General features: G+C 65.2%; 31 protein-coding genes and 1 pseudogene. 26 read left to right on the top strand and 6 right to left on the bottom strand.

From position 1 onward, the window contains the following. Positions 1 to 10 precede the first annotated feature (10 nt). The gene (locus H4P12_RS16915) at positions 11 to 601 is read right to left on the bottom strand and encodes a hypothetical protein (protein ID WP_187794835.1); all 591 of its coding nucleotides are present in this window, start codon (positions 599 to 601) and stop codon (positions 11 to 13) included. A gap of 507 nt (positions 602 to 1,108) precedes the next feature. Between H4P12_RS16915 and H4P12_RS16910 the strand changes: the two genes are divergently transcribed. From H4P12_RS16910 to H4P12_RS16875, 9 genes and pseudogenes are all read left to right on the top strand, one after another. Then, the gene (locus tag H4P12_RS16910; RefSeq protein WP_187794834.1) at positions 1,109 to 1,369 is read left to right on the top strand and encodes a helix-turn-helix transcriptional regulator; all 261 of its coding nucleotides are present in this window, start codon (positions 1,109 to 1,111) and stop codon (positions 1,367 to 1,369) included. After that, positions 1,366 to 1,629: a hypothetical protein gene (locus tag H4P12_RS16905; protein WP_187794833.1), complete on the top strand. Its 264-nt coding sequence runs from the start codon at positions 1,366 to 1,368 to the stop codon at positions 1,627 to 1,629. The genes H4P12_RS16910 and H4P12_RS16905 overlap by 4 nt, the downstream gene beginning before the upstream one ends. Next, positions 1,626 to 2,063, top strand: a complete 438-nt coding sequence (locus H4P12_RS16900) for a VRR-NUC domain-containing protein (protein WP_187794832.1) — start codon at positions 1,626 to 1,628, stop codon at positions 2,061 to 2,063. Before H4P12_RS16905 ends, H4P12_RS16900 begins: the two co-directional genes overlap by 4 nt. Beyond that, positions 2,060 to 3,070 carry a helix-turn-helix domain-containing protein gene (locus tag H4P12_RS16895; RefSeq protein ID WP_187794831.1) on the top strand — a complete coding sequence of 337 codons (1,011 nt, stop codon included), beginning with the start codon at positions 2,060 to 2,062 and terminating at the stop codon, positions 3,068 to 3,070. Before H4P12_RS16900 ends, H4P12_RS16895 begins: the two co-directional genes overlap by 4 nt. Then, complete coding sequence (locus H4P12_RS16890; protein ID WP_187794830.1) at positions 3,067 to 3,765, top strand: hypothetical protein; 699 nt, start codon at positions 3,067 to 3,069, stop codon at positions 3,763 to 3,765. The genes H4P12_RS16895 and H4P12_RS16890 overlap by 4 nt, the downstream gene beginning before the upstream one ends. A gap of 382 nt (positions 3,766 to 4,147) precedes the next feature. Next, positions 4,148 to 5,401, top strand: a complete 1,254-nt coding sequence (locus H4P12_RS16885) for a site-specific DNA-methyltransferase (protein WP_187794829.1) — start codon at positions 4,148 to 4,150, stop codon at positions 5,399 to 5,401. Positions 5,402 to 5,405: 4 nt separating this feature from the next. Beyond that, positions 5,406 to 5,915 (top strand): annotated as a pseudogene (locus H4P12_RS18880) (DNA cytosine methyltransferase); the annotation flags it as partial. A gap of 112 nt (positions 5,916 to 6,027) precedes the next feature. After that, entirely contained in the window at positions 6,028 to 6,516 is a 489-nt protein-coding gene (locus H4P12_RS18875) for a hypothetical protein (RefSeq protein WP_246449354.1), read from the top strand. 116 nt (positions 6,517 to 6,632) lie between these two features. Then, entirely contained in the window at positions 6,633 to 7,583 is a 951-nt protein-coding gene (locus tag H4P12_RS16875) for a hypothetical protein (RefSeq protein ID WP_187794827.1), read from the top strand. Between the two features lie 127 nt (positions 7,584 to 7,710). On the opposite strand, the gene H4P12_RS16870 is transcribed toward H4P12_RS16875, so the two are convergent. Continuing rightward, complete coding sequence (locus H4P12_RS16870; protein WP_187794826.1) at positions 7,711 to 8,259, bottom strand: DUF3489 domain-containing protein; 549 nt, start codon at positions 8,257 to 8,259, stop codon at positions 7,711 to 7,713. 97 nt (positions 8,260 to 8,356) lie between these two features. Further along, positions 8,357 to 8,584 (bottom strand): hypothetical protein, encoded by a 228-nt coding sequence (locus H4P12_RS16865; RefSeq protein ID WP_187794825.1) that lies wholly within the window; start codon positions 8,582 to 8,584, stop codon positions 8,357 to 8,359. Positions 8,585 to 8,709: 125 nt separating this feature from the next. On the opposite strand from H4P12_RS16865, the gene H4P12_RS16860 reads away from it, so the two are divergent. The 9 genes from H4P12_RS16860 (at position 8,710) to H4P12_RS16820 (ending at position 16,901) form a co-directional block, all read left to right on the top strand. Further along, positions 8,710 to 9,306, top strand: coding sequence for a hypothetical protein (locus H4P12_RS16860; RefSeq protein WP_187794824.1), 597 nt, complete (start codon positions 8,710 to 8,712; stop codon positions 9,304 to 9,306). Continuing rightward, positions 9,251 to 11,320 (top strand): phage terminase large subunit family protein, encoded by a 2,070-nt coding sequence (locus H4P12_RS16855; protein WP_187794823.1) that lies wholly within the window; start codon positions 9,251 to 9,253, stop codon positions 11,318 to 11,320. The genes H4P12_RS16860 and H4P12_RS16855 overlap by 56 nt, the downstream gene beginning before the upstream one ends. A 3-nt stretch (positions 11,321 to 11,323) precedes the next feature. Then, entirely contained in the window at positions 11,324 to 11,536 is a 213-nt protein-coding gene (locus H4P12_RS16850; protein ID WP_187794822.1) for a phage head-tail joining protein, read from the top strand. Between the two features lie 3 nt (positions 11,537 to 11,539). Further along, the gene (locus tag H4P12_RS16845; protein ID WP_187794821.1) at positions 11,540 to 13,048 is read left to right on the top strand and encodes a phage portal protein; all 1,509 of its coding nucleotides are present in this window, start codon (positions 11,540 to 11,542) and stop codon (positions 13,046 to 13,048) included. After that, a complete protein-coding gene (locus H4P12_RS16840) occupies positions 13,048 to 14,445 on the top strand; it encodes a S49 family peptidase (RefSeq protein ID WP_187794820.1) in 1,398 nt (465 codons plus the stop codon). The genes H4P12_RS16845 and H4P12_RS16840 overlap by 1 nt, the downstream gene beginning before the upstream one ends. 29 nt (positions 14,446 to 14,474) lie before the next feature. Further along, complete coding sequence (locus H4P12_RS16835; RefSeq protein ID WP_187794819.1) at positions 14,475 to 14,855, top strand: head decoration protein; 381 nt, start codon at positions 14,475 to 14,477, stop codon at positions 14,853 to 14,855. 80 nt (positions 14,856 to 14,935) lie between these two features. Continuing rightward, the gene (locus tag H4P12_RS16830; RefSeq protein ID WP_187794818.1) at positions 14,936 to 15,958 is read left to right on the top strand and encodes a major capsid protein; all 1,023 of its coding nucleotides are present in this window, start codon (positions 14,936 to 14,938) and stop codon (positions 15,956 to 15,958) included. Further along, positions 15,958 to 16,272, top strand: coding sequence for a head-tail joining protein (locus H4P12_RS16825; RefSeq protein ID WP_187794817.1), 315 nt, complete (start codon positions 15,958 to 15,960; stop codon positions 16,270 to 16,272). Before H4P12_RS16830 ends, H4P12_RS16825 begins: the two co-directional genes overlap by 1 nt. After that, entirely contained in the window at positions 16,269 to 16,901 is a 633-nt protein-coding gene (locus tag H4P12_RS16820; RefSeq protein WP_187794816.1) for a DUF6441 family protein, read from the top strand. Before H4P12_RS16825 ends, H4P12_RS16820 begins: the two co-directional genes overlap by 4 nt. A 41-nt stretch (positions 16,902 to 16,942) precedes the next feature. On the opposite strand, the gene H4P12_RS16815 is transcribed toward H4P12_RS16820, so the two are convergent. After that, positions 16,943 to 17,344: a hypothetical protein gene (locus H4P12_RS16815; RefSeq protein ID WP_187794815.1), complete on the bottom strand. Its 402-nt coding sequence runs from the start codon at positions 17,342 to 17,344 to the stop codon at positions 16,943 to 16,945. Next, a complete protein-coding gene (locus H4P12_RS16810) occupies positions 17,341 to 17,754 on the bottom strand; it encodes a DUF2335 domain-containing protein (RefSeq protein WP_187794814.1) in 414 nt (137 codons plus the stop codon). Before H4P12_RS16810 ends, H4P12_RS16815 begins: the two co-directional genes overlap by 4 nt. Positions 17,755 to 17,818: 64 nt before the next feature. Here H4P12_RS16810 and H4P12_RS16805 point away from each other — a divergent pair, with 64 nt between their 5' ends. Continuing rightward, a complete protein-coding gene (locus tag H4P12_RS16805) occupies positions 17,819 to 18,238 on the top strand; it encodes an acyl-CoA transferase (protein WP_187794813.1) in 420 nt (139 codons plus the stop codon). Positions 18,239 to 18,245: 7 nt separating this feature from the next. Here the strand turns inward: H4P12_RS16805 and H4P12_RS16800 are convergent, their stop codons facing one another. After that, entirely contained in the window at positions 18,246 to 18,701 is a 456-nt protein-coding gene (locus H4P12_RS16800) for a thermonuclease family protein (protein WP_187794812.1), read from the bottom strand. A 111-nt stretch (positions 18,702 to 18,812) separates the two neighbouring features. Between H4P12_RS16800 and H4P12_RS16795 the strand changes: the two genes are divergently transcribed. The 7 genes from H4P12_RS16795 to H4P12_RS16765 are packed head-to-tail and all read left to right on the top strand — an operon-like array spanning position 18,813 to position 24,557. Next, a complete protein-coding gene (locus H4P12_RS16795) occupies positions 18,813 to 19,751 on the top strand; it encodes a phage tail tube protein (RefSeq protein WP_187794811.1) in 939 nt (312 codons plus the stop codon). Then, entirely contained in the window at positions 19,751 to 20,200 is a 450-nt protein-coding gene (locus H4P12_RS16790) for a hypothetical protein (protein ID WP_187794810.1), read from the top strand. The genes H4P12_RS16795 and H4P12_RS16790 overlap by 1 nt, the downstream gene beginning before the upstream one ends. A 56-nt stretch (positions 20,201 to 20,256) precedes the next feature. Then, positions 20,257 to 20,406, top strand: coding sequence for a DUF7697 family protein (locus H4P12_RS16785; protein ID WP_246449353.1), 150 nt, complete (start codon positions 20,257 to 20,259; stop codon positions 20,404 to 20,406). Position 20,407: 1 nt separating this feature from the next. Next, the gene (locus tag H4P12_RS16780; RefSeq protein WP_187794809.1) at positions 20,408 to 22,591 is read left to right on the top strand and encodes a phage tail tape measure C-terminal domain-containing protein; all 2,184 of its coding nucleotides are present in this window, start codon (positions 20,408 to 20,410) and stop codon (positions 22,589 to 22,591) included. A gap of 15 nt (positions 22,592 to 22,606) precedes the next feature. Next, entirely contained in the window at positions 22,607 to 23,233 is a 627-nt protein-coding gene (locus H4P12_RS16775; protein WP_187794808.1) for a DUF2460 domain-containing protein, read from the top strand. Further along, the gene (locus H4P12_RS16770) at positions 23,230 to 24,114 is read left to right on the top strand and encodes a DUF2163 domain-containing protein (protein ID WP_187794807.1); all 885 of its coding nucleotides are present in this window, start codon (positions 23,230 to 23,232) and stop codon (positions 24,112 to 24,114) included. Before H4P12_RS16775 ends, H4P12_RS16770 begins: the two co-directional genes overlap by 4 nt. Continuing rightward, on the top strand, positions 24,111 to 24,557 hold the full coding sequence (locus H4P12_RS16765) for an NlpC/P60 family protein (RefSeq protein ID WP_187794806.1): 447 nt from the start codon (positions 24,111 to 24,113) through the stop codon (positions 24,555 to 24,557). Before H4P12_RS16770 ends, H4P12_RS16765 begins: the two co-directional genes overlap by 4 nt. Position 24,558: the final 1 nt, after the last annotated feature.

Raw genomic sequence — 24,558 nt, 5'->3', positions numbered from 1 at the left:
ACGCATTGCCCTACACCGTCTCCTGCAACGACTTCCAGATCGGCCCGAGCCTGCGGCGGATCGTGCTTTCGTCGGGAACCTCGCCATCTTCCGAATGCTGCGCGAACCAGTCGAGCGCGATGGCGATCCACTCCCCCTGCGTTGCGGGCACACCTTCGACATGAACGCGGCGGATCAGGTAGGCCAGGACACCCTCCCAGTCGTGGCGTGGCGGGGCACCGCTGGCGATGCGTCGCATCAACCCGTTCGTGGTCTCGAACCGCTGCATCTCCTCGGCGGCAATCATCAGACGAGAAAGACGAACCTCAACGAAATCCGCAGGATTTTCGATCAGCACCCAATCCTCGGTCTCAACCGGGCGAAAACGCCGAAGCGTTACCCTTCCGGTCGTGTCGTCGTCGGGCCAGAACAGGTCCAGAATATCCGATACCGGGACTGCAACGAAGCCGGCATGGATGTGACCGCCCTGAATCACCGGCCGTATCGCTGTCACGATCTCCAGCCGTCCGGTCGCGGCCCATCCTGCGAGCCCGCCCAATGTACAATCCCATCGGAGCGCGGCCTCCTGGACCGTGTAAAATGCACGCTGCGGCAATGGCATGTCTGCCTCATCTCCCTTTATTCGTTGGCGCTGGCCACCCTTCCCCCAAGCCCACGCGCCTGCTTCATTTTCCGATCATGCAGGCACATCTCTCCCGATCACGGGCTCTGAAAGAACCCGCGTCGTTCAACCGCATCCGGCGTGATTGGGCCGCTTTGTTCACCACCGGGGCGCGACTTGTCCAGCCGATTTCACTGTGGAAAAGCGAGTCTTTGTTCTTGACATGTTCTTCTCGCAGCAGGCGCTGATCCTGCTAGCGGCAACCGGCATAATCAATTCCGCCGGTTGTTGTTTCGACCGCATTCGACGGCATTCAGACCCGGATTCGAAGCACGCTTGTTTGCAATAAGCGGCCTCAAGCCCAGCAAAACATGGGGCGGCATAAGTTCCCGGCAATTACGCCCCCTTCCGCCTCCCTGCCGGTCGATCCGATGTGATTGTTCTTCTCTCCGTCAGCCGCCGGGTTCGCTGTTCATGGGCCGGGCGATGCGAGAAGGAGGCAAGAGCATGACACAACCCATGAGTGCAGAACCGGAGATCGAACCGCGCCTGCTGCGCGGCTGGATCAGCCGTTATGACCTGGCGCAGGAACTGGGCCTGTCAGTCGACACGCTGGGGCGCTGGGAGCGTCGGCGCAAAGGTCCGGCCTGCGTCCGCGCCGGTCGCAAGATTTTCTATCGGATGAGTGTCGTTCAGGACTGGCTGCAGTCACAGGAGATGCCCCGCGTTGCCGATACCAGGCCCAGCAACGCGCGGGTGCGGGCATGAACGCCATGACGCCGATCCCTGTCGGAGACCGATGCGACAGTCCCCAGGCTCAGTGGGGCGCCGACTGGCCCGCCCAGCGCCTGGCCGAAGCTCGCGGCATTGTCGCCGATTTCATCCATCACCCGGACAGCCTGATCATCCTCGCCTGCCGGGCCATCGCGGAGCACAGCCCGGACCCGCAGGAACGCCGCGAAGCCCTGGCATTGGCCGGGCTGCTGATCGCAGTGTCGCAGCGCAAACCGAAAGGCGGTTCTGCATGACCCGCCGCACGCCCGAGACCGATATCCAGCGCGCCATCGTCCACACATTGCGCATCGTGCTGCCGCGCGATGCCATCATCCACCATTCTGCCAATGAGGTGGGCAGCGGCGGCAAGGCTGCCCGCCAGCGTCAGGCGATCCTGACCGGCATGGGCGTTTTTCCGGGCTTTGCCGATCTGATCATTGTAACCGGAGGCCGGGTGCTGTTTCTGGAGGTCAAAAGCCCATCCGGCAGGCTCAGCCCGGCGCAACGCGCGTTCCGCGACATGGTGAAAGCGCAGGGCTTCGGCTGGGCGCTGGTCCGCTCGGTCGAGGACGCGCTGGGTGCTCTGGCCGATCACGGCATCACCACCCGCGCACAGGCACTGAACCCGCGCCACAGGGTCAGCATCGGCAGCGCCGCGACCGCCCAGCGCCAGAGGTCCCGCTCATGAGCCACTACGCGACCAACTGGGCGATCCAGCAGCGCGGCCTCAAGCCTGCCACCAAGATCGTGCTCTGGCATCTCTGTGACCGCCACAATCCCGATTTCGGCTGCTTTCCGACGCAGGCCCGGCTGGCGGCGGATTGCGAGATCAGCCGCTCAGCCCTGAACGACCATCTGCGGAAGCTGGAATTGGCCGGTCTGATCCGGCGTGTGAACTGCGTCGATCCGGTCACAAAACGCCAGCAGCCGACCCGCTACATTCTGGGCTTCGAGGACGGGTTCGGTGACCCCGAAACCGACCCGTCTCCGGAATTCGGACATGGCGAATTCCCGGGATTTTCTGACAATGATCCTGACGGCGAAAGACGCCCGACGTCGCCGGATGCAGGCAACCCGTGTCCGGAAACTGCACACGGAGCCGTGTCCGGATTTCGGGCAAAGCCGTGTCCGGAAAATGGCGATTCCCGTGTCCGAAATCCGGACACTAACCTTGTAAGAGAACCTTTAAGAGAACCAGTAAAGGAGGAGGAGGGCGCGCGAGCGCGCGATGATGGATTTGAAGAGTTTTTCGGGAAGCTGCTCGACGCCCTCGGTCTGGACACCGATGCCGCCCTTCCGGGCTGGTGGCAGGGCTGGCCACCGCGCGAACATATCCGCCGCTGGATCACCGATCTCGGCCTGACCGAAGACCGGATCCTCGCGGTGGCCCGGGACAGCCGCGAGCGCCATCCGGAACCGCCGGACGGGCCGAGAGCCTTGGACAGGGCGATGGAACGGGCAGTACGGTCGGCCGAAGCCCAAAAGCCTGCCGAGGGCGACAAGCGGCGCAAGCGCAGCAGCAAGCCTGCCGACACGCCCCGCGCCAGCATGGACGAGATCGCGGATTTCTACGCCGGGCTGGTGAACGGCGATAGTTACCTTCCAGCCAACGCCATCTCGAACACCGTGCGCAATGCCATGCTGGAGCGCGGGCTGGTCACGCCAGAACGCCTGAAAGCGCGAGGTGTGCTGTGACGGTTCATTCCCGCCTCCTGAACCGCCGCGCCGGCCCCCGCACGAAACGCGCGCTGGGCATCCAGCAGGCGCTGGAATGGGCCTTTCGCACCGAAAAGGCCCGGCTGGAATTGCCCGAGCCGCCCGATCCGGAACGCGGCGACAGCCCCGGCTTCGGCCTCGAATATGTGGTGATGCAGCGCGCCGCGCTGGGCTGCCGGATCGATGGTGGGCGCTACAAGCCCGACAGCTCCACCCACGAGGATGCCGAGGTGATTGCTGCCTGCGTGGCAAACCTGCCGACCTCCCTCGGCGGGCTGCGCATGGCGATCCGCATCGCCGAACTGGCCCGCGCCGGTATGACCCCGGACTGGATGCCCGGCGCCGTGCCCCGCTGCGTGCCGGTCGAGATGAAGCGCAACCAGCATGGCGAACGGTCCGTCACCATCGCGGTTGGCACGGCGCGTGTGCTGACTCGTGGCAAGTGGCGAACGGTCGAACTCCGCGCCTGCCCGGTCACCTGGTCACCACATCCCAACCAGATCGCCGCGGCGCGGCGACACTACGCGCAATGGTGGCTGGCGCTGGACTGGGTGCGCGAAGGGCTGCGCGAGGGCGGCCTGCTGCGGAGCATCGACGTGACGGATGCCATGCCGAAACAGCAACCATGGGCGCACCTGACGAGCCGCGAACAGATCGGCAACAAAACAGTTTGACATCGGTGCCCCTGTTGACTCATAAGCCAAGCATCGGAGACGAGCGCGAGAAAAACAGACCGTCTCAGGCGCTCTCTTGGTTAGACCCTTCAGCCCCACCCCCTGCCATGGTTCCTCCCCGGCGCTGTCCGTATTCGGGGGGGCGCAGCGCGAAACTTTGCCAGCGTCAGGCGATTTCACCGGGGAATCCAGGCGGAATCCACCTGACCAGCCTGAGCACCGTTTCTGTCAATAAAACAAAGGCTTGATCGTCGCCAAGGGGTGGATCCCTCCTGGATTCCCGGTGGATTCCAGAAGCCACATCGCGGAAGCCACCCCGAAAGGAAGCCAGCAGGAAGCCACCTGCTGGAAGCCACCCAAAACCACAGGATCACCCTGCCCCATGGACCTCGCCTTTGCGCCGCGCCAGATCGAGTTCTGGCCGATCGAGCGGCTGCGCCCCTATGCCCGGAACGCCAAGATGCACGGGCCCGATCAGGTGGCTCGCATCGCCGCCAGCATGGCGCGGTTCGGCTGGACCGTGCCCTGCATGGTCGGGGACGATGGCGAGCTGATCGCAGGTCATGGTCGCGTGCTGGCGGCGACGGAACTGGGGCTTGCGGAGGTGCCGGTAATCCGGCTCGGGCATCTCGACGAGGCGGAGCGGCGGGCCTACCGCATTGCCGACAACAAGCTGACGGAACTTGGTGACTGGGACGAGGCCTTGCTGCGGGACGAAGTGGCTGGACTGCTGGCCGACGATTTCGACCTGTCGCTACTGGGCTTCGCCGAGGACGAGTTGGAGGCCCTGCTGCAGGATCCTGATCTGGCGGATGACGGCGCAGCCGAGGGCGAGGACGAGGTGCCGGAACCGCCCGTCAACCCGGTCTCGGTGCCGGGCGATCTCTGGCGGCTGGGTGACCACCGGCTGATCTGCGGCGACAGCACCGCCGCCGATGTGGTGGCAAAACTGCTCGGCGATGTCCGGCCGCTGCTGATGGTGACCGACCCGCCCTATGGCGTGGAATATGATCCGGCCTGGAGGAACCAGACCGGCGCCGCCAAGACCAAGCGCACCGGCAAGGTGCTGAACGATGACCGCGCCGACTGGCGCGAGGCCTGGGCGCTGTTTCCGGGCGATGTCGCCTATGTCTGGCATGGGGCGCTGCATGCAACCACGGTCGCCGACAGCCTGATCGCGGCGGGGTTCGACATCCGCTCACAGATCATCTGGGCCAAGGACCGGCTGGTGCTGAGCCGGGGCGACTATCACTGGCAGCACGAACCCTGCTGGTATGCCGTGAAGAAGCGCGGCAAGGGTCACTGGGCCGGGGACCGGAAGCAGACGACGCTCTGGCAGATCGCGAACAAGGATCAGGATGCGGAAACGGTGCACGGCACCCAGAAGCCGGTCGAATGCATGCGCCGGCCGATCCTGAACAATTCCAGCCCCGGGCAGGCCATTTACGAGCCCTTCATGGGCTCAGGCACCACTCTGATCGCCGCTGAGACCACCGGCCGGGTTTGCTACGGGATCGAGCTGAACCCCGCCTATGTCGATGTCGCCATCACCCGCTGGCAGAACCTGACCGGGCAGATGGCGGTGCTGGACGGCACCGATCAGACCTTCGCCGACCTGACAACCTCCCGACGCTGAGACCATGAATGACCTGGCTTTACCTGCCCCCGAACGCGTTTCCGGGGCCGATGACGCATGCCTTTTCGGCCTGTCCCTCTGCTCCGGCGCGGGCGGGATCGATCTCGGCCTCACCCTCGCCCTGCCTGGATATCGAGCTGTGGGCCATGTCGAACGGGAAACCTACGCCGCAGCCACTCTCGTGGCGCGGATGGCGGACGCGACCCTGGATCAGGCTGTTGTCTGGGACGACATTGCCTCCTTCGACGGCAAGCCTTGGCGCGGCGCGGTGGATATCGTCTCTGCAGGCTATCCGTGCCAGCCGTTCTCCGTGGCGGGCAAGCGCCGGGGTGCGGACGACCCGCGCCACCTCTGGCCGCATGTCGCCCGGATCATCGGCGAGGTCGAGCCGCCCTTCGTCTTCCTCGAAAACGTCGCCCATCATCTCCGCCTTGGCTTCCCCGAAGTCGCCCGAGGACTGGTCGGCATGGGCTACCGCCTTGCGGCGGGATTGTTTACGGCGGCGGAAGTCGGCGCCCCGCATCGCCGGGAGCGCCTCTTCATCCTCGCCATCCGCGAAGGCGACGAGTTGGCCGACCCCGCGCGCCTGCTCTGGCACCCGTTCGAGCGGCGGGAACCGGACCGAGATGCTGCGCCTCTGGCCAACACCGAGGGCCAGTGCCAACGAGAACCGGCAGACCAGACCGACGCCGTCGCAGGCGGCGGGCAAGCACGGGATGAACCTTGCGACGACCGCCGCGCAATGGCCGACGCCGCTGGCGACGGATGGCGTGAAACCGAGCGCGGGCAACCGCAAATCGGCCGATCTGACCCATGCCAGCCAGATGTGGATGACGCCCACGGCGCGCGACCACAAGGACGGGGCGACGACGCTGGCGAACACGCCGGTGAACGGCCTCCTTGGCCGCCAGGTCCTCACGACGCCGATGGCTGGCAACGATACTTGCGATCAGCGCCGGACGCTGAACCCGCTGTTCGTCGAGGCTCTGATGGGCTGGCCAACAGGGTGGACCGGCTCCGCCTCTGTGGCAATGGCGTGGTCCCCCTGGTTGCGGCGCATGCGCTCAGAACTCTGGCGCATCAACTGCTGGAGGATGTCCGAAGATTCTAGGTGAATCGCGGCTGTGAGCCCATATTACCCAAGGAACTCGCAAGTTATTCCGTATTTGGCCTGACCCTCTATCTCCTCGAAATCCAGAGCGGTATCATGTGCCCATAGCGGAGAATGCGAATGCTGGAATTCACAGACGAAGAAAAGCGAGAGGTCATCGACTACTATCTCGGGCAGTCACCCGAAGGCACAGAAGTCAGGTTCGCACAAAAGGTCTACGCCGAGTCTGTCATCGGGCATACACATGCGGTCTGGGACATACACGCGAGCGATGGCCGGTGGTGGGTAATTACGAACCCGACGAACCTCTACTCGCAGGAGCAGTTCCCCAACTTGGATCTTGCTATCACGTTTCACATGGGTCTCTGCCTACGCATACCCCGCAACGACGTGAAGCAGGTGGACGTCGAGAGCGTGCGACCTTTCACGAGTGTCCTGCACGCTATCGGGCAATGCGAGGCCGCGCTGGCGCAGGCAAATGACCCGGGGGCGTTTCGAGCAATCGGAGTCCGGTGCCGTGAGAACCTACTAGCGTTCGTACACGCTGCACAGGACGCATACGACTGGCCCGAACAAGATCTTCCCCAACGCTCGAACTTCAAGTTATGGGTGGAAAGGATATTTGACGCGTTTCTTAGCGGGGCCGACAACCGGGAACGTCGGCGCCTAATCAAGACAACGTTAAAAGAGACGTGGGACTATGTGAACTGGCTGACACATTCCCAGTCTGGGAAGTGGATGGACGCCGAAGTCGCTACAAATGCTGTATCTCACGCCATTGGCATGGCAACGTCAATCTGCGTCCGGCACCTGCGCGGCGTCCCTGACCAATGCCCCGCCTGTGAGTCCCACCGCCTTTTTCCCGAGGAGGGCTTGGACCCGAATAACCCTGAGGTAATCTTTGAGAGGCCTTTATGCTCGGAGTGCGGTTGGGCGGGCGATGCCGCGCCGGTTGGTGAACGAAGTGAAGAAGAGATAGCCCAGTTCATCACGCGCGAAGGCGAGAACTCTGATGAATGCGGCGTGATGAAGACGCCGCTCAAGGAAGTTCTCGGCAAACGACCGAGGTAATCGGCATACATAGAAAAGTTCACGATGACCTGCGGCTCGAGGGGCCGTGTCACGCCGATGCTGACAATTCGCCAAGCGCAGCGAAGGTAAGTTCTGTCCCGCATTGCCGCCATATGAGGCGCTAACCCTAGCTGATCGTAGCGTCAAAATGCCCGGCAAGCCGATAGACCCTGCCCCTCTCAGCGAGTTTTTCTGAGGTGACGGTCAGCCCCAGCTTCTTTTTCAGAGATCCGGAAATGGCGCCCCTAATCGAATGTGCCTGCCATCCCGTCGCCTCAGCAATCTCGGCGATGGTCGCGCCGTCCTTCGCCTGCAGCATGGCGATCAGCTGGGCCCGTTTTGTGCCGGGGCGCTGGGCTGCGGCGATGGCCTCGGGCTTGGCATCGCGCAGCCCCGCCATGGTCTTGACCACCACAGGATCGATGCCGATGGCCGCCAACCCGGCCTCGGTGGCGATCAGCGTCGTGCCGTGCCCGTCGCCGGTCTCGCGCCAGAGCGGTTCGCCACGCCGGGTGTTGGCCTCGACCTCCTTGATCAGGCCAAGTTTCACCATCCGGCCAATGGCCATCTTCGCTGCCGCGCCGTGCAGCCCGTCGGGCAGCGGCAATGCGAGATTGCCGGGCCGGGCGCTGGCGCGTGTCAGGATCAGGGTCTGCGTGTCGGTGAGTTTGGTCATTGCTGGCTCCGTGGATCGCCGCCGCAGGTCGCGGTAGGCTTCTACGGATGCGGGCCCCGCTTGGCGCGGGGCTTGGTACGTGTCAGTTGCCTGTCGATCAGGCGGCGTGTTCGCCTTCGCCAAAGGAAAAATCGCTGATCTGCTTCAGCAGGTTCGCCTGATAGTCGAGGCTGCCAACGTGACCCCAGTTCAGCCGCTCGGGATCGATGCCAAAGTGGTCCTCGCTGAAAGTCTGCAACCGGGCCAGCATGGCGTCGATCTCGGCCTTCTTCGCGATGAAGGCGGCAAGGGCGGCGTCATTGGTGCGGGCGGGTTTGCTGGTCATTCCGGTCTCCGGGTGCATCGTTTCGTTGATGCAGCATCGCTCTGGCGCGCCCTGAAGTGTAGAGAATTCGGAGCAAGAACAGTGCTTTCTGATGCACATCACCATCATCTTCAGACGGGTTTTCCATGCAGGGCATGAGCGAGCGGGCCTATGCCGCCCATGCCGGGCTGTCGCGCGGGGCGATCCAGAAGGCGCGGAAGAGCGGCAGGCTGGTCCTCTTTGCCGACGGTTCCATCGATGCGGCAGCATCGGACGCCCGCCGCGCGGCCACGACCGATCCCGATCAGCAGAATCGGGCAAAGGGCGGCACCGCGCGGCAGGCAGCGATGCCGGAAAGGACGACCCGCGCCGCCGACAACCTCGCCGCCCCATCGATCTCCGGCCCAGGCGACTCGTCCTCCTATCTGAAGGCCCGGACGGCGCTGACGGTCTATCAGGCGCAGGAACGCCAGATCGCCATCCAGAAGAAGAAGGGCGTGCTGGTCGACCGGGCGCGGGCCGAAACGCTGGTCTTCCGGCTGGCGCGGCAGGAGCGCGATGCCTGGGTGACCTGGCCCGCCCGCGTCGCCGCGATCATGGCGGCGGAACTCTCGGCAGAGATGGAAAAGACCACCGGGGAAGCGATCAGCATCGGCACCGGCGTGCTGCAGAGGGTGTTGGAAACCCATGTCCGAGACCAGCTCACCGCCCTCGCCGATCTCAAGGTCGCGCTTGACCCATGACGATGGGACCGATGATGAAGATATCGCACCCGATCTGAGCTTCGACGGCGCCGAGGACATGCTGCGCGCCTGGTCGCGCGGGATCCGGCCCGATCCCGATCTGACCGTGTCGGAATGGGCCGACAGGCATCGCTGGCTGTCCTCGCGGGCGGCGGCAGAACCCGGGCGCTATCGCACCGCCCGGACGCCGTATCTCAGCGAGATCATGGATGCGCTCTCGCCCGGCCATCCGGCGCAGCGGATCAGCTTCATGAAAGCGGCGCAGGTGGGGGCGACCGAGGCTGGGAATAACTGGATCGGCTTCGTCATCCATCACGCGCCGGGGCCGATGCTGGCGGTGCTGCCGACGGTGGAGATGGCCAAGCGCGCCTCACGCGGGCGGCTCGATCCGCTGATCGCCGACAGTCCCGCCTTGCGCGAACGGGTCAGCCCGGCCCGGTCCCGCGATGCCGGGAACTCGATGCTGTCCAAGGAATTCCCCGGCGGCATCCTGGTCCTGACCGGGGCGAACTCGGCCACGGGCCTGCGGTCCATGCCCGCGCGCTATCTGTTTCTGGACGAGATCGACGCCTATCCGCCCTCGGCTGACGAGGAGGGCGATCCGGTGACGCTGGCCGAGGCGCGCAGCACGACCTTCGCGCATCGCCGAAAGGTGTTTCTGGTCTCGACCCCGACCATCCGGGGACTGAGCCGGATCGAGCAGGAATTCGAGGCGTCCGATCAGCGACGCTTCTTTGTCCCCTGCCCGCATTGCGGGGCGATGCAGTGGCTGGAATTCGAACGGCTGCGCTGGGAGAAGGGCCGACCGGAAACGGCCGCCTATGCCTGCAACGCCTGCGATAAACTGATCGCCGAGCATCACAAGACCGCCATGCTGGAGGCGGGCGAATGGCGCGCGACGGCTGTTGCGACTGACCCGCATCACGTCGGCTATCACCTCTCGGCGCTTTATTCGCCCATCGGCTGGAAGAGCTGGGAGCAGATCGCCCGGGAATGGCTGGCCGCCCAGGGCAATGACGAGATGCTGCGGGCAGCGCGCAACACGCTGCTGGGCGAGACATGGGTCGAACGCGGCGAGGCGCCGGAATGGCAGCGGCTGGCCGACCGGCGCGAAGTTTTCGGTGCCCAGATCCCCGAGGGCGGGCTGTTTCTGACGGCTGGTGCCGACATCCAGAAGGACCGGATCGAGGTCGATATCTGGGCCTGGGGTCGGGGCCTGCAGAGCTGGCTCGTCGATCACATCGTCATTCCCGGCGGGCCGGACAGCCCCGCCGCCTGGGCGGAACTGACGAAGCTCCTCGGCCGCACATGGCAGCACGAACATGGCGCGGTCATGCCGATTGCCAAGCTCGCCATCGATACCGGCTATGAGGCGGCAGCGGTCTATGCCTGGGCGAGGGCGCAGGGGTTCGAACAGGTCGCGCCGGTCAAGGGGCTCGAGGGCTTCAACCGGGCAACGCCGGTCTCGGGGCCGACATTCGTCGACGCCACCGTGGGCGGGAGGCGCTTGCGCCGGGGCGCGCGGCTCTGGTCGGTGGCCACGGCGACCTTCAAGATCGAGACCTATCGGTTTTTGCGGCTGGAACGACCGACGGATGACGAGCGTGCAGCGGGCCAGCCCGATCCGACGGGCATGATCCATCTGCCGGACTGGGCCGACAGCGAATGGCTGAAGCAGCTCGTGGCCGAACAGCTGGTCACGGTCCGCAACAAGCGCGGCTACGGGCGTCAGGAATGGCAGAAGCTGCGCGAGCGCAACGAGGCGCTGGATACCCGCGTCTATGCCCGCGCTGCGGCCTGGATCATGGGCGCCGATCGCTGGGACGAGCGCATGTGGCGGCAGCTGGAGGAGCAGGCGGGCGTTTCGCCGCCGGTACCGGATGCCGGCGGCGTCGGTGCCAGTACCGCAGGTGAACAAGCACTGACGCCTGACCCGCCCGCGCGTCAGGCAGGCGCCCCGCCGAACACACCACGCCGCAAGCGGCAGACTTACACACCGCGTTTCATGAGGTGAGAAATGGAGATCGACCGGATGCGGGCGCTGCTTTCGACGCTGCAGGAGGCCCGGTTCAGCGGGCTGCGCAGCGTCAGCTATGACGGCAAGACCCTGGCCTATGGCTCGGACACGGAACTGGCCACTGCCATTGCCGATCTGGAGGCCCGGATCGGCCGCGCAACGGGCGCCGCGCGGCGCAGGCGCTGGGGCACCGTCGCGACCAAGGGGCTCTGAGCCATGTCATTCGACGGCATCCGTCAGCGCCTCGGCGCGATCATCGGCGGGTTTGACGCGGCGCAATCGCACCGGCGCTTGCGCGGGTTCCGCGCCAGCCGGGCGCATGTCAACACGCTGATCGCCGGGGCGGGCGAGACCATCACGGCCCGTGCCCGCTGGCTGGCACGGAACAATGGCTATGCGGCGGGCGCCGTCGAGGCCTTCGCCAGCAATGTCGTGGGTGACGGGATCAAGCCCTCGTCATCGATTGCCGATGCCGCGCAGAAGGAGAGCCTGCAAAAGCTCTGGCTCGGCTGGACCGACGAGGCCGATGCCGAGGGGCTGACGGATTTCTACGGCCTTCAGCGCCGCGCCGCCCGCGAGCTGTTCTTGGCGGGCGAGGTTTTTCTGCGCCTGCGTCCGCGACGCCCCGACGACGGGCTGTCCGTGCCGCTGCAGCTGCAGATGCTGCCCTCGGAAATGCTGCCGATGGATCTGAACCGGGAGCTGCCCGGCGGCGCCACGATCCGTCAGGGCATCGAGTTCGACGGCATCGGCCGCCGCGTGGCCTATCACCTGCTGCGCCGCCACCCGGGCGACATGACCGATCCCGGGCTGGCGGGCGAAACGGTGCGCGTGACCGCCAGCGACATCATTCACGTCCTTGATCCGGTCGAGGCCGGACAGTTGCGCGGCGTTTCCCGCTTCGCCCCGGCTATCGTCAAGCTCTTCACGCTGGATCTCTATGACGATGCCGAACTCGAGCGGAAGAAGACCGCGGCGATGTTCGCGATGTTCATCACTTCGCCCGCGCCGGAAACCCCGCTGGAACCGACTGATGAGGATCTGGAGGTCGAACCGGGGCAGGTCGTCCGTCTCGATCCGGGCGAGGATGTTTCAACCCCAGCCACACCGGATTCCGGCTCGACCTATGAGCCGTTTCAATACCGCACCTTGCTGCAGATCGCGGCGGCGCTGGGCATTCCCTACCCTTACCTGACCGGCGACGCGGCACGCGGCAATTTCTCGAACACCCGCGTGGCGCTGCTGGATTTCCGGCGCCGGGTCTCGGCGATCCAGCACAGCGTGATTGTCCATCAGCTCTGCCGTCCGGTCTGGCAGCGCTGGCTCGATCTGGCCGTTCTGTCCGGCGCCGTCGACCTGCCCGGCTATGACCGCGACCGGCGGGCGTTTCAGGCGGTCAGCTGGCTGCCAACGCGCTGGGACTGGGTCGATCCGATGAAGGATGCCTCGGCCGAGATCCTGCAGATCGAGGCGGGTCTCAAATCCCGCAGCCAGGCGATCTCCGAGCGCGGCTATGACGCCGAGCAGGTCGACCGCGAGATTGCGGCGGAGCGCAAACGCGAAGCGGCGCTGGGCCTCGATTTCCGCCGCCCTGGATCGCCCGCGCGGGGGCCGAAGGGTGAGGCGACTGGTGGTGGCACGGACACCAGCGACGGCAAAAACGATGACGAAGACCGTGTCGCCGACGCAGACGACGACGAGACCAAGCCCAAGGAGGACCGCTGATGCATCATGCCCAGATCGCCCAGCGCGCCTTCGACACGCCGCTGATGATCGCACCCGCCAAGGCGCTGGCCTTCCTCTCCGGCCTCGGTCCCCGCATCACCGGGCAAGAGATCAGTTTTGACGCAGCGGTCGCAGAACCGGACTTGATCGACGCCCGGCAAACCGCCCGCGCGTCGCTGATCGGCGGCGACCTCGCCCAGCGCCATGGTGACAACGCCGATGCGCCCTTCCCGATCATCGATGGCGTGGCGGTGATCGCCATTGCCGGAACGCTGGTCCATCGCGGCGCCTGGATCGGTCAGAGCTCCGGGCTGACTTCCTATGAGGGGCTTGCCGCCCAGATCGACGCGGCGGTTTCTGACTCTGCCATTCGCGGCATCGCCCTGGAAATCGACAGCTTCGGTGGCGAGGTCGCAGGCGCGTTTGATCTCGCCGACCGCATTCGTGCCGCGCGGGCTGCAAAGCCGGTGCACGCTTTCCTCGCCGAACACGCGCTCTCGGCCGGTTATGCACTGGCCTCGCAGGCGACCCGCATCACCCTGCCCCGCACCGGGGCGGCGGGCAGCATCGGTGTCATCACCATGCATACCGACATGTCCGGCATGCTGGCGCAGAAGGGCGTGGCGGTGACGCTGATCCATGCCGGGGCCCGAAAGGCCGATGGCAACCCCTATGCCGCGCTGCCAGAGGGCATCCGCGACCGGTTGCAGGCGGAACTGGAGGATCTGCGCATCCTCTTCGCGGAGACCGTCGCTGCCGGGCGGGGCGCCAAGCTGAGCAAAGACGCGGCGCTCGCCACCGACGCCGCGATCTTGCGGGGTGCCCCCGCCGTCGACGCCGGTCTCGCCGATGCCGTGGCCGATCCCCGCGCCGCCTTTCGCACCTTTGCCGATAGCCTCAACCGCCCTGCTCTGCCGGTCGGCCGCGCACCGCAGCGCCAAACCCTTTCACCACCCCACCCAAAGCAGGAGATGATCATGAACGATCAGACGGATGCCGATGCCCAAACGCCGGACCCGCAAGCCGACGCACCCGGCACCACCGCCACGCCGAAGCAACCCGCCGCGCCGACGGCACAGCAAGCGACGGCGGGATCGCCCACGCCCGGCGCCGCAGCGACTGCCAACCAGGTCGATGCCACCGCCGATGCCATCCGCGCCGAGGCGGCCGAAGTTGCCTCGATCTGCGCGCAGGCGGCCAAGCTGGGTGTCACCCTGGACGCCGCCGATGCCCTTCGGCGCGGGGTGAAGCCCGAGGCGCTGCGCGGCCAGATCCTCGACAGCCTCGCGGCCAGAAGCGATGCCAGCGGCATTCTGGCCAGCGCGCCCGCGCCCACAAACAAGCCGAGCCCGCTCGTCACTGCCGCCCGCAAATCCGCCGACAGCGCCCAGCGCTGATCGGCTGCTGACACTTTGGAGATCCCCACATGCCCGTCCTGACCCAGCCGCCCAGCATGGGCGATGCACTCAAATATGAGCTGAACTCGAATTACACCCGCGAGACCGTGACCCTTGCCGAAGGCACCGAATACCCGGCAGGCGCGGTTCTGGGCCGCATCACCGTCAGCGGCCAATACACATATGCCAGCCATGGCGGCAGCGATGGCGCAGAAACCGCTGCGGGCATTCTGCTCTATCCGGTCGACACGCGGCTTGCGGAAGCGACCGGCATCCTTCTGGCGCGCGGCCCGGCGATCCTGTCGCGCGACGCCCTCTTCTACGATGGCAGTGTCGATGACGCGGCCAAGATCGCTACCAAGCACACCGAACTGACCGCGCTGGGCATCGTCATCCGCGACAGCGCCTGACGGGTTACGAACCCGCGCGGCAGTTGCGAACCGTCCCGACGGCATCGCTCCTTTCCCCTCCTTTCCGACAAGGTTTTCCCATGACCATCCTCCGCAATCCCTTCGATGCCGGCGGCTATTCGCTTGCCGAGATGACGCAGGCCATCAATATCCTGCCGAACCTCTATACCCGCCTCGGAGAACTGGGCCTCTTCCGCTTCGAGGGCGTCTCCCAGCGCAGCGTCATCATCGAACAGATCGAAGGCGTGCTGAGCCTCCTGCCCTCCGTGCCGCTGGGCGGTCCCGCCACAGTCGGATCGCGCGAGGGTCGCGCCATGCGCAGTTTCGCGCTGCCCTGGATTCCGCATGACGATGTCATTCTGCCAGCCGATATTCAGGGTGTTCCGGCCATCGGTGCCGGGGACGAGGCCGATCCGCTGGTCGCGGTGATGACGCGGAAACTCACTTTGATGCGCCGCAAGCACGCCCAGACCCGCGAATACATGGAGATGAACGCCCTGCGCGGCATCGTGAAGGACGGGGCCGGGACCACCCTCTACAATTACTTCACCGAATTCGGCATCGCGCAGATCAGCGTCGACTTCGCACTGGGCACCGCTGGCACGAACATTCAGGGCAAGGTCCGCGAGGTGCTGCGCGCCGTCGAGGACAATCTTCTGGGCGAGAGCATGTCTGGCGTCCATGCCCTGGTCAGTCGCGAGTTCTTCGACAAGCTGATCTCGCACCCGAAGACCGAGGAGGCCTACAAGTTCTACGCCGCGACTGGCGCCCAGCCGCTCAGGCAGGATGTCCGTCGCAACTTCCCCTTCGCCGGCATCCTCTTCGAGGAATATGCGGGCGCTGTGACGCTCTCGACCAAGGCATCGGAACGTCTGGTCCCGGCGAACGAGGGCATCGCCTTCCCGACCGGCACCATGGACACCTTCACCACCTATGGCGGACCAGCGAACCTCCTGGAAACCGCCAATACCATCGGCTTGCCACTCTATGCCCGCCAGCATCTCGACCCCAAGGGACGCTGGGTCGATCTGATGACCGAATCCTCGATCCTGCCGGTGAACAAGCGCCCGCGCCTCGCGATCCGGCTGCACAGTTCGAACTGATGACCGCGTTTGCCGCCGCCTTGGACCGCATCTTCGCGCATCCCGACATGGGCACTCCAGCCGTCTGGATCGCCGCCGGAACCAGCGAAGAACGTCCGATCCGGCTGATCCGCCGCGCGCCGGACCGGATCACCGAGTTCGGATCGGCGCGGATCCTGTCCGACACCCTGACCGCCGATATCCGGGTCAGCGATCTGCCCGATCCCAGACCGGGCGATCTGATCGTCATCGGTGCCGACAGTTATGCGATCCAGGGTGAGCCGCTCCGCGACCGCGACCGGCTGATCTGGACCGTGGAATTGGTGCCAACTTGAGGCTGAAACTCGACATCGACCCCGATCTGGTCGCCCTGATGCAGGCCGAGATCGAGGCCGGCGAAAAGGCCGTGACCGGCGCCATGCGCGAGGCGGGCACAGGCCTCAAGACCGCATGGCGCGGGCAGATCACCGGGGCGGGATTGGGGCGCCGCCTTGGGAATTCGATCCGCAATGCCACCTATCCGAAGGCGGGGGACAGCCTGAACGCGACCGCGCTGGTCTGGTTCAAGGCCCCGGTGATCATCGGCGCCCATAATGCCGGACCGCTGATCCGCTCGCGCGACGGGTTCTGGCTGGCGATCCCTACGGAAGCCGCCGGGAAATCCCTGCGCGGCGGGCGGATTACCCCGGGCGAATGGGAACGGCGGACCGGGCTGCGCCTGCGGTTCGTCTATCGCAGGCGTGGGCCCAGCCTGCTGGTCGCCGAAGGACGGTTGAATACCAAGGGCCGCGCTGTGGCCTCCAGATCGAAAACCGGGCGCGGGCATGCCACCGTGCCAATCTTCCTGCTGGTGCCGCAGGTCAGGCTGCCCAAAAGGCTGGATCTGGCAAGGGATGCAGAGTATGCAGCGGATGCGGTGCTGGGGCAGATCGTCGGGAAGTGGACAAGAAAATCACCGCCCTGAAATTCCACTTACAGGGCTATATATACTCTACTGAAAATTGGCTAGCCATCACTGCCCCTTGTTTCGCTTCTTTTCGCCAAAAATGAGAACGCCGAAGCGCTTCCATCCAGTTCCTTTTGTGGCCTGAACCCCCAAAGAAACGCAGAACCAAGAGCCAGTATTGAACTCAGAAGCAATCCAGTTCCAATGGAAACACTCCCGGATTTATAAACGCTAAAACCAGCTATTAACATTGTTCCAATCCCGAGCGAAAAAGCAAGAAGAAGTGCAAATCTCCGATACGCCCAGAGCCGAGCCGCCTCCGTCGCGCGATGCTCTCGATCATCCTTCAACGCATCGACGATTTCCTGATAAGCAATTTTTGCTGCTTCCTGATTATTTAAACTCTCAAGAACCGGCGCAGCCCGCTCAAGCATGGAAATCAGTTTATCGGGAGAACTCATTCTTCTTCCCCCTCATGTTTCCGCATGAAAAAGAAGTATGCAACCAATGCGGAAAGAGCCGGAAAGGCAAGAATAGCAATCGAAAAAAAGAGGCTACTCGGCCGATCTGAGTATATATAAATAGCGACAGAAAGTAGAATACTAGAGACCTGAAGTCCGAAAGCTACGATGCGCGTCAAGAGCAGAGATTTCGTTTCCGCTTTCAAAATCTCGATTTGAAGTGATATTCTCTGCTTCTGCTCTTCCTCCGCCATATCCAAAATTCGCTCTACCGCACCAGGCATAATACTCTCATAGCGGACGAGGATTTCAGGATCTGGCACCGACCCACTCCATCCCTCAACCAGCCTTTCGGTTTCGACCAATTCCTTAGAGCGCTTGGAATTCGTTTCCGTCAGACGTTCCGCCACAGGTCAACTCCATTCGATCCTAGCAGAACGATAATCAAAACATTTTGAAATAGGAACCTACTTCGTGCTGACTAGCCGCGAATCCATTCTCGCCGCGCTGCACACTCGGCTATCGGCGCTGCCCTCCGTAGTCCTGCGCGGCGACGTCTTACCCGAACGCGTGCTGTCGGCCGGACTGCTGATCCTGCGCGACGGTGAACCGGGCGAGCCTGAAGTCACGCTGTCCCCGCTGACCTACCACTACCAGCACCGCGCCGAGATCGAGGCGGTCGTGCAGGGCTCCGACCGTGACGCTACGTTCGACGTTCTCTGCGCCAGCATCGGTGCGGCGCTCGCATCCGACCGCACGCTGGGCGGGATTTGCGACTGGGTCGAGGCAGAGGCGCCGCGCCCGGTCGATCTGCCTGTCGAAGGTGCAGCCAGCCTGAAGGCGGCGGTGATCCCGGTGATCCTGCACTACACGGTGGCAGACCCGTTGTCCTGAGCGTCCCTCAGCAGGTGCCGTAATAATTGCCCGAGAAGCGGCAATATTCGCGCGCGGTTCCGCTGGCGATCATCGCCGCCGCAATATCGCGCCCGTCCGGCAGCCAGCATTGCCCGACGATCCGCCCATAGCGATCCACGTCGCGCAGACGGCACTGGACGGATCGCCCGGAGACGAGGCCTGACAACTGCGCCGTGGCTGCCGATCCACCTGCCCGGCCGATTTCTGGCGCGTCGAGCCCCCAGACCCGGATGCGGGTACGTTGGCCGCTGATCCAGAAGGTATCGCCATCGACCACCCGGTTGACCTGCCCGGCAAAATCGAAACGTGACGGTGTCATAGGTGCCGGTGCCGAGACCTCCGTCGGCACACAGGCCGACACGACCAGGCTGGCGACAAGCGCGAGCGCGGTGCGCGCCTCTGACAAACAACCCGCGGCTCGCCGCAATCCAAGACCCATCATCGCAACCCCCGAACGACATCCCAACACCGGCATAGTTTGCGAGACGCAGCCCGGACCTTCAACTGGCCCCCGCAAACCTCCTTAACCCCAAACCGACCGAAAGGATCTTTCATGGCACGAGCCCAGGGGGCGCGGGCGCAGATGGCGCTTGCGTTCGAGACCGTCTATGGCACGCCGCCCGCAGGCGGCTTCACCAGAATGCCCTTCGCCAGCACCTCGCTCGGGGCCGAGCAGCCGCTTCTGAACTCCGAACTGCTGGGCTATGGCCGCGATCCGCTTGCGCCGATCAAGGACGCGGTGACGGCCGATGGCGATGTCGTCGTCCCCATCGATGCCGAGGCCTTCGGCTTCTGGCTGAAGGCGGCATTCGGAGACCCGGTCACCACCGGCACAGGGCCATGGACGCATGCGTTCCAATCCGGCGCATGGTCGCTGCCCAGCCTCTCCATCGAAACCGGCATGCCTGAGGTGCCGCGCTATGCACTGTATCCCGGCTGCGTGCTCGATCAGATCAGCTGGCAGATGCAGCGCTCAGGTCTTCTGACCGCGACCGCGCGGCTGGTCGCGCAGGGCGAGACGGTCGGCACTGTCAGCAACGCTGGCACGCCTGCACCTGTCGATCTGAAGCGCTTCGGGCATTTCAACGGATCGATCACCCGCAACGGCGCGGCGCTGGGCAATGTCGTCTCAGCCCAGATCACCTATGCCAATAATCTCGACCGGATCGAGACCATCCGCGCCGATGGCCGCATCGATGGCGCCGATCCATCGATTGCCGCGCTGACCGGATCGATCGAGGTCCGGTTCGCCGACAGCACACTGGTGAATCAGGCCATGGATGGCGATCCCTGCGAGCTGGGATTCTCCTACGCGCTGCCCTCGGGCGAGAGTTTCACGTTCACCGTCCATGCCGTCTACCTGCCCCGCCCCCGGATCGAGATTTCCGGACCGCAGGGCGTGCAGGCCACATTCGAGTGGCAGGCCGCGCGCGAAAGTGCCGTCGGCCGCATGTGCACCGCCACCCTGATCAACAACCGCGAGGAATACTGATGCTGACTTTGGACCTGAGCAATGAACCGCGCTGGCACGACCTCGTGCCCGGCGTCCGCGTGAAGCTGCGCCCGCTGACCACCGCGCTGATGGTGGCGACCCGCAGCGATCCGGATGTGGAGACCGTCCCGGATAAATCTTCCGATGACGAGCGCGCCCTGATCTTCGCCAAGGCGCTGGCCCGCCGCGCGGTGCTGGCCTGGGAAGGTGTCGGCGACGCCGAAGGCAATGCCATCGACCCCAGCCCGGAGGCCATCGACGCGCTGCTGGATATCTGGCCGATCTTCGAGGCGTTCCAGCTGGTCTATGTCTCGAAAGGGCTGCTGCTGGAACAGGAAAAAAACGCCTCCGCGCCCTCGCCGACTGGTCCTTCGGCGCGGGCGACAGCTACTGCGCAGCCTGCACGCAAAGCTGCCAAGACTGCCCGACCCGGCAAAACCAGCCCCTGACCTTCGAGGGCTGGCAGGTCTGGGATCTGATCGGGCGCCTCGGCGGTCAGCTGCGGGTGCTGCCGGGCGCGGTGTTCGGCTGGGATCTGAATGCCGCGCTGGGTCTGGCAGCGGCGCTGGGCGTCCCGGCCCCGGCCGCTGCCGAACTTCTGCCCGTCATCGAGGCGGTCATGGTCCGGAAGATGAACGAACAGATGGAACGGTGAGATGGCAGAAAAACGCGTCAGCGTCCGCCTCGCGGCGGTGGGCGGGCGGCAGGTGCGTGCCGAGCTGGAAGGCGTCGGCGAGGCCGGATCGCGCGGCTTCGGACGGCTGTCGCGTGAGATGGAGGCGGCGAATGCCCGCATGGCCGGGTTTACGCGCAAGGTCGGGATGGCGGCTGCCGCTGCGGTCGCCGCCGCCACGGCCGCTGGCATCGCCATGGTGCGATCCGGGCTGCAAACCGTGGATGCCCAAGCCAAGCTGGCGCAATCGCTCGGCACCACGGTGGCCTCGATCCAGACGCTGGAACGCGCGGGCGAGTTGGCCGGTGTGTCGATGTCCGGGATCGAACAGGCAACCAAGGACCTGACCCGGCGGCTCAGTCAGGCGGCGGTGGGTGGCGGTCCGGCGGCGGATGCGCTGGAACGGCTGGGTCTGACCGCCTCTGACCTGCTGGCCCTGCCGTTGGACCAGCGCGTCGGCGCGATAAATGCCGCCATCGCATCCTTCGTGCCGGTCGCCGAACGCGCGGCAGTTGCTGGCCAGCTTTTCGGCGAGGAAGGCTCGATTGCCATGGCCCGCATCGACACCGCCACATTGCGGCAGGCGACCGAAGATGTCCGGGCCTTCGGGGTCGTGGTGTCCGAGCAGGATGCAGACCGGATCGAACGGACGAATGACGCGATCTCGCGGTTGGGACTGATCTGGCGCGGGCTGTCGAACCAGCTGGCGGTTGCCGCGGCTCCAGCCTTGGAGGCCGTCGCCGATGCCATGGCGGCGCTGGCCAGCCGTACCGGCCCGCTCGGCATGGCGATCTCCGGGATCTTCGACCAGATCGGACGTCTGTCCACCTATGCGGCCAGCTTCGCGGGTTTCATGGCCGGCCGCTGGGTCGCAGGGCTGGCGGCAGCGGCACTCTCCGTCCGGGGCCTCGCCACAGCACTGGTGGTGCTGCGCGGGGCGCTGATCCGGACCGGCATCGGTGCGCTGATCGTCGGGGCGGGGGAGCTGGTCTATCAGTTCACGAAGCTGGTCAAGGGCGCGGGCGGTTTCGGCACTGCCATGGCGCTGATGGGCGATGTCGCCAAGGCGGTCTGGGAGGGCATCAAGGTCACTGCCATGTCCTTCGCCGACGATTTCCGGGCCATGCAATCGGAGATCGAGGCGATCTGGACCCGGCTTATGGCCTTTCTGGCCGGGAAATGGGCGGATTTTCTGGGGATGATCGCGCCCACCTTCAACAAGGTGGCCGAGGAGATAGGCTCAGACACCCGGATCGATGTCTTCGAGGCGCTGGGCCGGGCATCGATGCTGGAGCATTCGGCCAGCAACTCCGCCCATCTGGCGGGGCGCTATCGCGACCGGGCAAGTTCCAGCCGCGCCTCGGCCTTCGATGGCGTCGGCCCGGCCATGGATGCCCTGCGCGACGCAATGTCGGGCGGCGAAGATGATGCCGGTAGCGCGGCGCTGGACGTGGCGACAGAAGCCGCCGGGCGCTACGAGGGTGCGCTGGGCGAGGTCGAAACGGCCGCGACCGGCGCAGGCGCCGCCGCAAAGGAGGCTGGAGCCGCAGGGAAGGCAGCGGCGGAAGAGGCCAAACCCGCCACTGAAGCCACGGCCACCGGCTGGAAGGCAGTCACCGAGGCGCTGTCGGACTATGCGAAGAAGGCAAAAGATATCGGTGCCGATATCGGCCAGGCTCTGGTCAGCGCATTTCAGAGCGCCGAGAACGCGGTCGGGGAATTCGTGAAGACCGGCAAGCTCGATTTCCGGGATCTCGTCACCTCGTTGTTGGCCGATCTGTCAAAACTCGCCGCGCGGCGGTTCCTGCTCGGCCCCATCGCCAATGCGCTTTCGGGCGCGCTGGGCGGCGCGGGCGGAATCTTCGCCAGCATCATGCACACGGGCGGCATGGTTGGTGCGGGTTCGCTCTCGCGCATGGTTCCGGCACAGGCCTTTGCCGGGGCACCACGCATGCATAGCGGTGGCATGGTCGGGCTGCGTCATGACGAGGTTCCCGCGATCCTCCAGCGCGGCGAACGGGTGCTGTCCCGCCGCGAGGCGCAGGATTACGGCCAAGGCGTCACGGTGAACATCAACGCAAGAGACGCCGAAAGCTTCCGGCAGTCCCGCACCCAGATCGCTGCCGACATTGCCCGTGCCGTCTCGCTGGGCCGTCGCGGATTGTAAGAAAGGGATCAGAACATGGCATTTCACGAGGTCCGGTTTCCGGACAATATCAGCCGCGGCGCCCGTGGCGGGCCGGAGCGGCGCACGCAGATTGTCGAACTGACCTCCGGCGACGAGGAGCGCAATGCCAGCTGGGCGAATAGCCGGCGGCGCTATGATGTCAGCTATGGCATCCGCCGCGCCGACGATCTGGCGGCGGTCGTGGCCTTCTTCGAGGCGCGAAACGGGCGGCTTTACGGCTTTCGGTTCAAAGACTGGGCCGATCATCGGTCCGGCCTGCCGTCGCAGGTCCCATCGCCGACCGATCAGCAGATCGGCACCGGGGATGGTGTGACGACCAGTTTTCAGCTGATCAAGCGCTATGCCTCGGGTGGACAGTCCTGGGCGCGGGCGATCACTAAGCCTGTCGCTGGGTCAGTCCAGATCGCCCTGAATGGTGCGCCACAATCCAGCGGCTGGTCGGTCGATCACAAGACCGGCCTCGTCAGCTTCGACACCGCGCCCACCACCGGCATGGCCATCACGACCGGGTTTGAATTCGACGTGCCGGTCCGCTTCGACAGCGACGTGCTGGACGTGACGCTGGATATCGAACGGCTGGGCTCCATCACCTCCATACCCCTGCTGGAGATCAGGCGATGAAGACGATCCCGCCCGCATTGCAGAATCATCTCCACAGCGGAACGACGACGCTCGCCTGGTGCTGGCGCATCACCCGCGCCGACAGCGTGGCGTTCGGTTTCACAGATCACGACCGAGTGCTGGCATTCGATGGCACCGAGTTCGAACCGGAAAGCGGATTGACGGCGAGCGAGATCAGGTCAGGTGCCGATCTCTCGGTCGATGCGCAGGACGCGGCAGGCGCGCTGCGCTCGGACCGGATTTCTGAGACCGATATTCTGGACGGGCACTGGGACAATGCCGAAGTCGAGCTCTGGCGGGTGAACTGGCAGTCACCCGGCCAGCGCGTGCTGATGCGGCGTGGTGCCATCGGTCAGATCCGGCGCGGGCGGCACGCCTTCGTGGCCGAGATCCGCTCAATGTCGCATATTCTCGGCCAGACCGTCGGCCGGATTTTTCAGGCCAGTTGCGACGCGGCGCTGGGCGATGCCCGCTGCGGTGTCGATCTGGCGGATCCGGCTTTTCGCGGCGTGGGCACCGTCATCGACGGCATGCGCGACCGGGCTTTCACCGCCTCGGGACTCGGTGGTTTTATAGCCGGCTGGTTCCGCTTTGGCACGCTCACATGGACCACCGGCCCCAATTCTGATCGCCGGGCCGAGGTGCTGGCGCATGATCGAAACTACGGCATTGCCGTTCTGACGCTGCTGGAAACGACGATCCGACCCATCGGCGCGGGCGATGATTTCACCATCCGCGCCGGCTGCGACAAACGCATCGCCATCTGCGGCGCAAAGTTCGGGAATGTCGTCAACTTCCGGGGTTTTCCGCATATTCCCGGACAGGACACGATCCTGCGCTATGCCAGCCAGGACGGCGGTCATGATGGCGGTGTGCTGTGACGGGGCTGCAAACCGTTGCCGATCCGGATCGCGTCATCTCCGCCGCGCGCGGCTGGCTTGGCACGCCCTATCACGATCAGGCCAGCCTCAAGGGCATCGGCTGCGACTGCCTCGGCCTGGCGCGCGGCGTCTGGCGGGAAGTCGTGGGCGACGAGCCGTTTCCGATCCCGCCCTATAGCCGCGACTGGGGTGAGACGGGTTCCCGCGAGGTTCTGGCCGAGGGGGCGCGGCGGATGATGATCGAACTGCCGGTGGCGGCCGCCGGACCGGGCGCGCTGGTCCTGTTCCGCATGCGGCCCGGTGCCATCGCCAAACATGTGGGCATCCTGACCGCGCCGGACCGCTTCATCCACGCCTATGAGGGGCTCGGCGTCATTGAAGAACCGCTGACGCAAGCCTGGCGCCGCCGCATCGCCCTTGCCTTTCTCTTCCCCAGCGTCTGAG

The organism is Paracoccus amoyensis, assembly GCF_014490725.1.
In the GTDB taxonomy this organism is placed as follows: Bacteria; Pseudomonadota; Alphaproteobacteria; order Rhodobacterales; family Rhodobacteraceae; genus Paracoccus; species Paracoccus amoyensis.
The sequence above is the reverse complement of the archived record's forward strand: the minus strand, read 5'-3'. Positions and strand labels throughout refer to the sequence as shown.

Excerpts from the sequence above, each read along its gene's own strand:
- H4P12_RS16790 (WP_187794810.1), top strand. The coding sequence starts at position 19,751 with ATGCTGACTTTGGACCTGAGCAATGAACCGCGCTGGCACGACCTCGTG.
- H4P12_RS16850 (WP_187794822.1), top strand. The coding sequence starts at position 11,324 with ATGGAGATCGACCGGATGCGGGCGCTGCTTTCGACGCTGCAGGAGGCC.
- H4P12_RS16905 (WP_187794833.1), top strand. The coding sequence starts at position 1,366 with ATGAACGCCATGACGCCGATCCCTGTCGGAGACCGATGCGACAGTCCC.
- H4P12_RS18875 (WP_246449354.1), top strand. The coding sequence starts at position 6,028 with ATGCTGCGCCTCTGGCCAACACCGAGGGCCAGTGCCAACGAGAACCGG.
- H4P12_RS16900 (WP_187794832.1), top strand. The coding sequence starts at position 1,626 with ATGACCCGCCGCACGCCCGAGACCGATATCCAGCGCGCCATCGTCCAC.
- H4P12_RS16885 (WP_187794829.1), top strand. The coding sequence starts at position 4,148 with ATGGACCTCGCCTTTGCGCCGCGCCAGATCGAGTTCTGGCCGATCGAG.
- H4P12_RS16800 (WP_187794812.1), bottom strand. The coding sequence starts at position 18,701 with ATGATGGGTCTTGGATTGCGGCGAGCCGCGGGTTGTTTGTCAGAGGCG.
- H4P12_RS16875 (WP_187794827.1), top strand. The coding sequence starts at position 6,633 with ATGCTGGAATTCACAGACGAAGAAAAGCGAGAGGTCATCGACTACTAT.
- H4P12_RS16825 (WP_187794817.1), top strand. The coding sequence starts at position 15,958 with ATGACCGCGTTTGCCGCCGCCTTGGACCGCATCTTCGCGCATCCCGAC.
- H4P12_RS16780 (WP_187794809.1), top strand. The coding sequence starts at position 20,408 with ATGGCAGAAAAACGCGTCAGCGTCCGCCTCGCGGCGGTGGGCGGGCGG.
- H4P12_RS16915 (WP_187794835.1), bottom strand. The coding sequence starts at position 601 with ATGCCATTGCCGCAGCGTGCATTTTACACGGTCCAGGAGGCCGCGCTC.
- H4P12_RS16895 (WP_187794831.1), top strand. The coding sequence starts at position 2,060 with ATGAGCCACTACGCGACCAACTGGGCGATCCAGCAGCGCGGCCTCAAG.
- H4P12_RS16830 (WP_187794818.1), top strand. The coding sequence starts at position 14,936 with ATGACCATCCTCCGCAATCCCTTCGATGCCGGCGGCTATTCGCTTGCC.
- H4P12_RS16910 (WP_187794834.1), top strand. The coding sequence starts at position 1,109 with ATGACACAACCCATGAGTGCAGAACCGGAGATCGAACCGCGCCTGCTG.
- H4P12_RS16775 (WP_187794808.1), top strand. The coding sequence starts at position 22,607 with ATGGCATTTCACGAGGTCCGGTTTCCGGACAATATCAGCCGCGGCGCC.
- H4P12_RS16840 (WP_187794820.1), top strand. The coding sequence starts at position 13,048 with ATGCATCATGCCCAGATCGCCCAGCGCGCCTTCGACACGCCGCTGATG.
- H4P12_RS16815 (WP_187794815.1), bottom strand. The coding sequence starts at position 17,344 with ATGAGTTCTCCCGATAAACTGATTTCCATGCTTGAGCGGGCTGCGCCG.
- H4P12_RS16865 (WP_187794825.1), bottom strand. The coding sequence starts at position 8,584 with ATGACCAGCAAACCCGCCCGCACCAATGACGCCGCCCTTGCCGCCTTC.
- H4P12_RS16855 (WP_187794823.1), top strand. The coding sequence starts at position 9,251 with ATGTCCGAGACCAGCTCACCGCCCTCGCCGATCTCAAGGTCGCGCTTG.
- H4P12_RS16770 (WP_187794807.1), top strand. The coding sequence starts at position 23,230 with ATGAAGACGATCCCGCCCGCATTGCAGAATCATCTCCACAGCGGAACG.
- H4P12_RS16795 (WP_187794811.1), top strand. The coding sequence starts at position 18,813 with ATGGCACGAGCCCAGGGGGCGCGGGCGCAGATGGCGCTTGCGTTCGAG.
- H4P12_RS16870 (WP_187794826.1), bottom strand. The coding sequence starts at position 8,259 with ATGACCAAACTCACCGACACGCAGACCCTGATCCTGACACGCGCCAGC.
- H4P12_RS16845 (WP_187794821.1), top strand. The coding sequence starts at position 11,540 with ATGTCATTCGACGGCATCCGTCAGCGCCTCGGCGCGATCATCGGCGGG.
- H4P12_RS16860 (WP_187794824.1), top strand. The coding sequence starts at position 8,710 with ATGCAGGGCATGAGCGAGCGGGCCTATGCCGCCCATGCCGGGCTGTCG.
- H4P12_RS16835 (WP_187794819.1), top strand. The coding sequence starts at position 14,475 with ATGCCCGTCCTGACCCAGCCGCCCAGCATGGGCGATGCACTCAAATAT.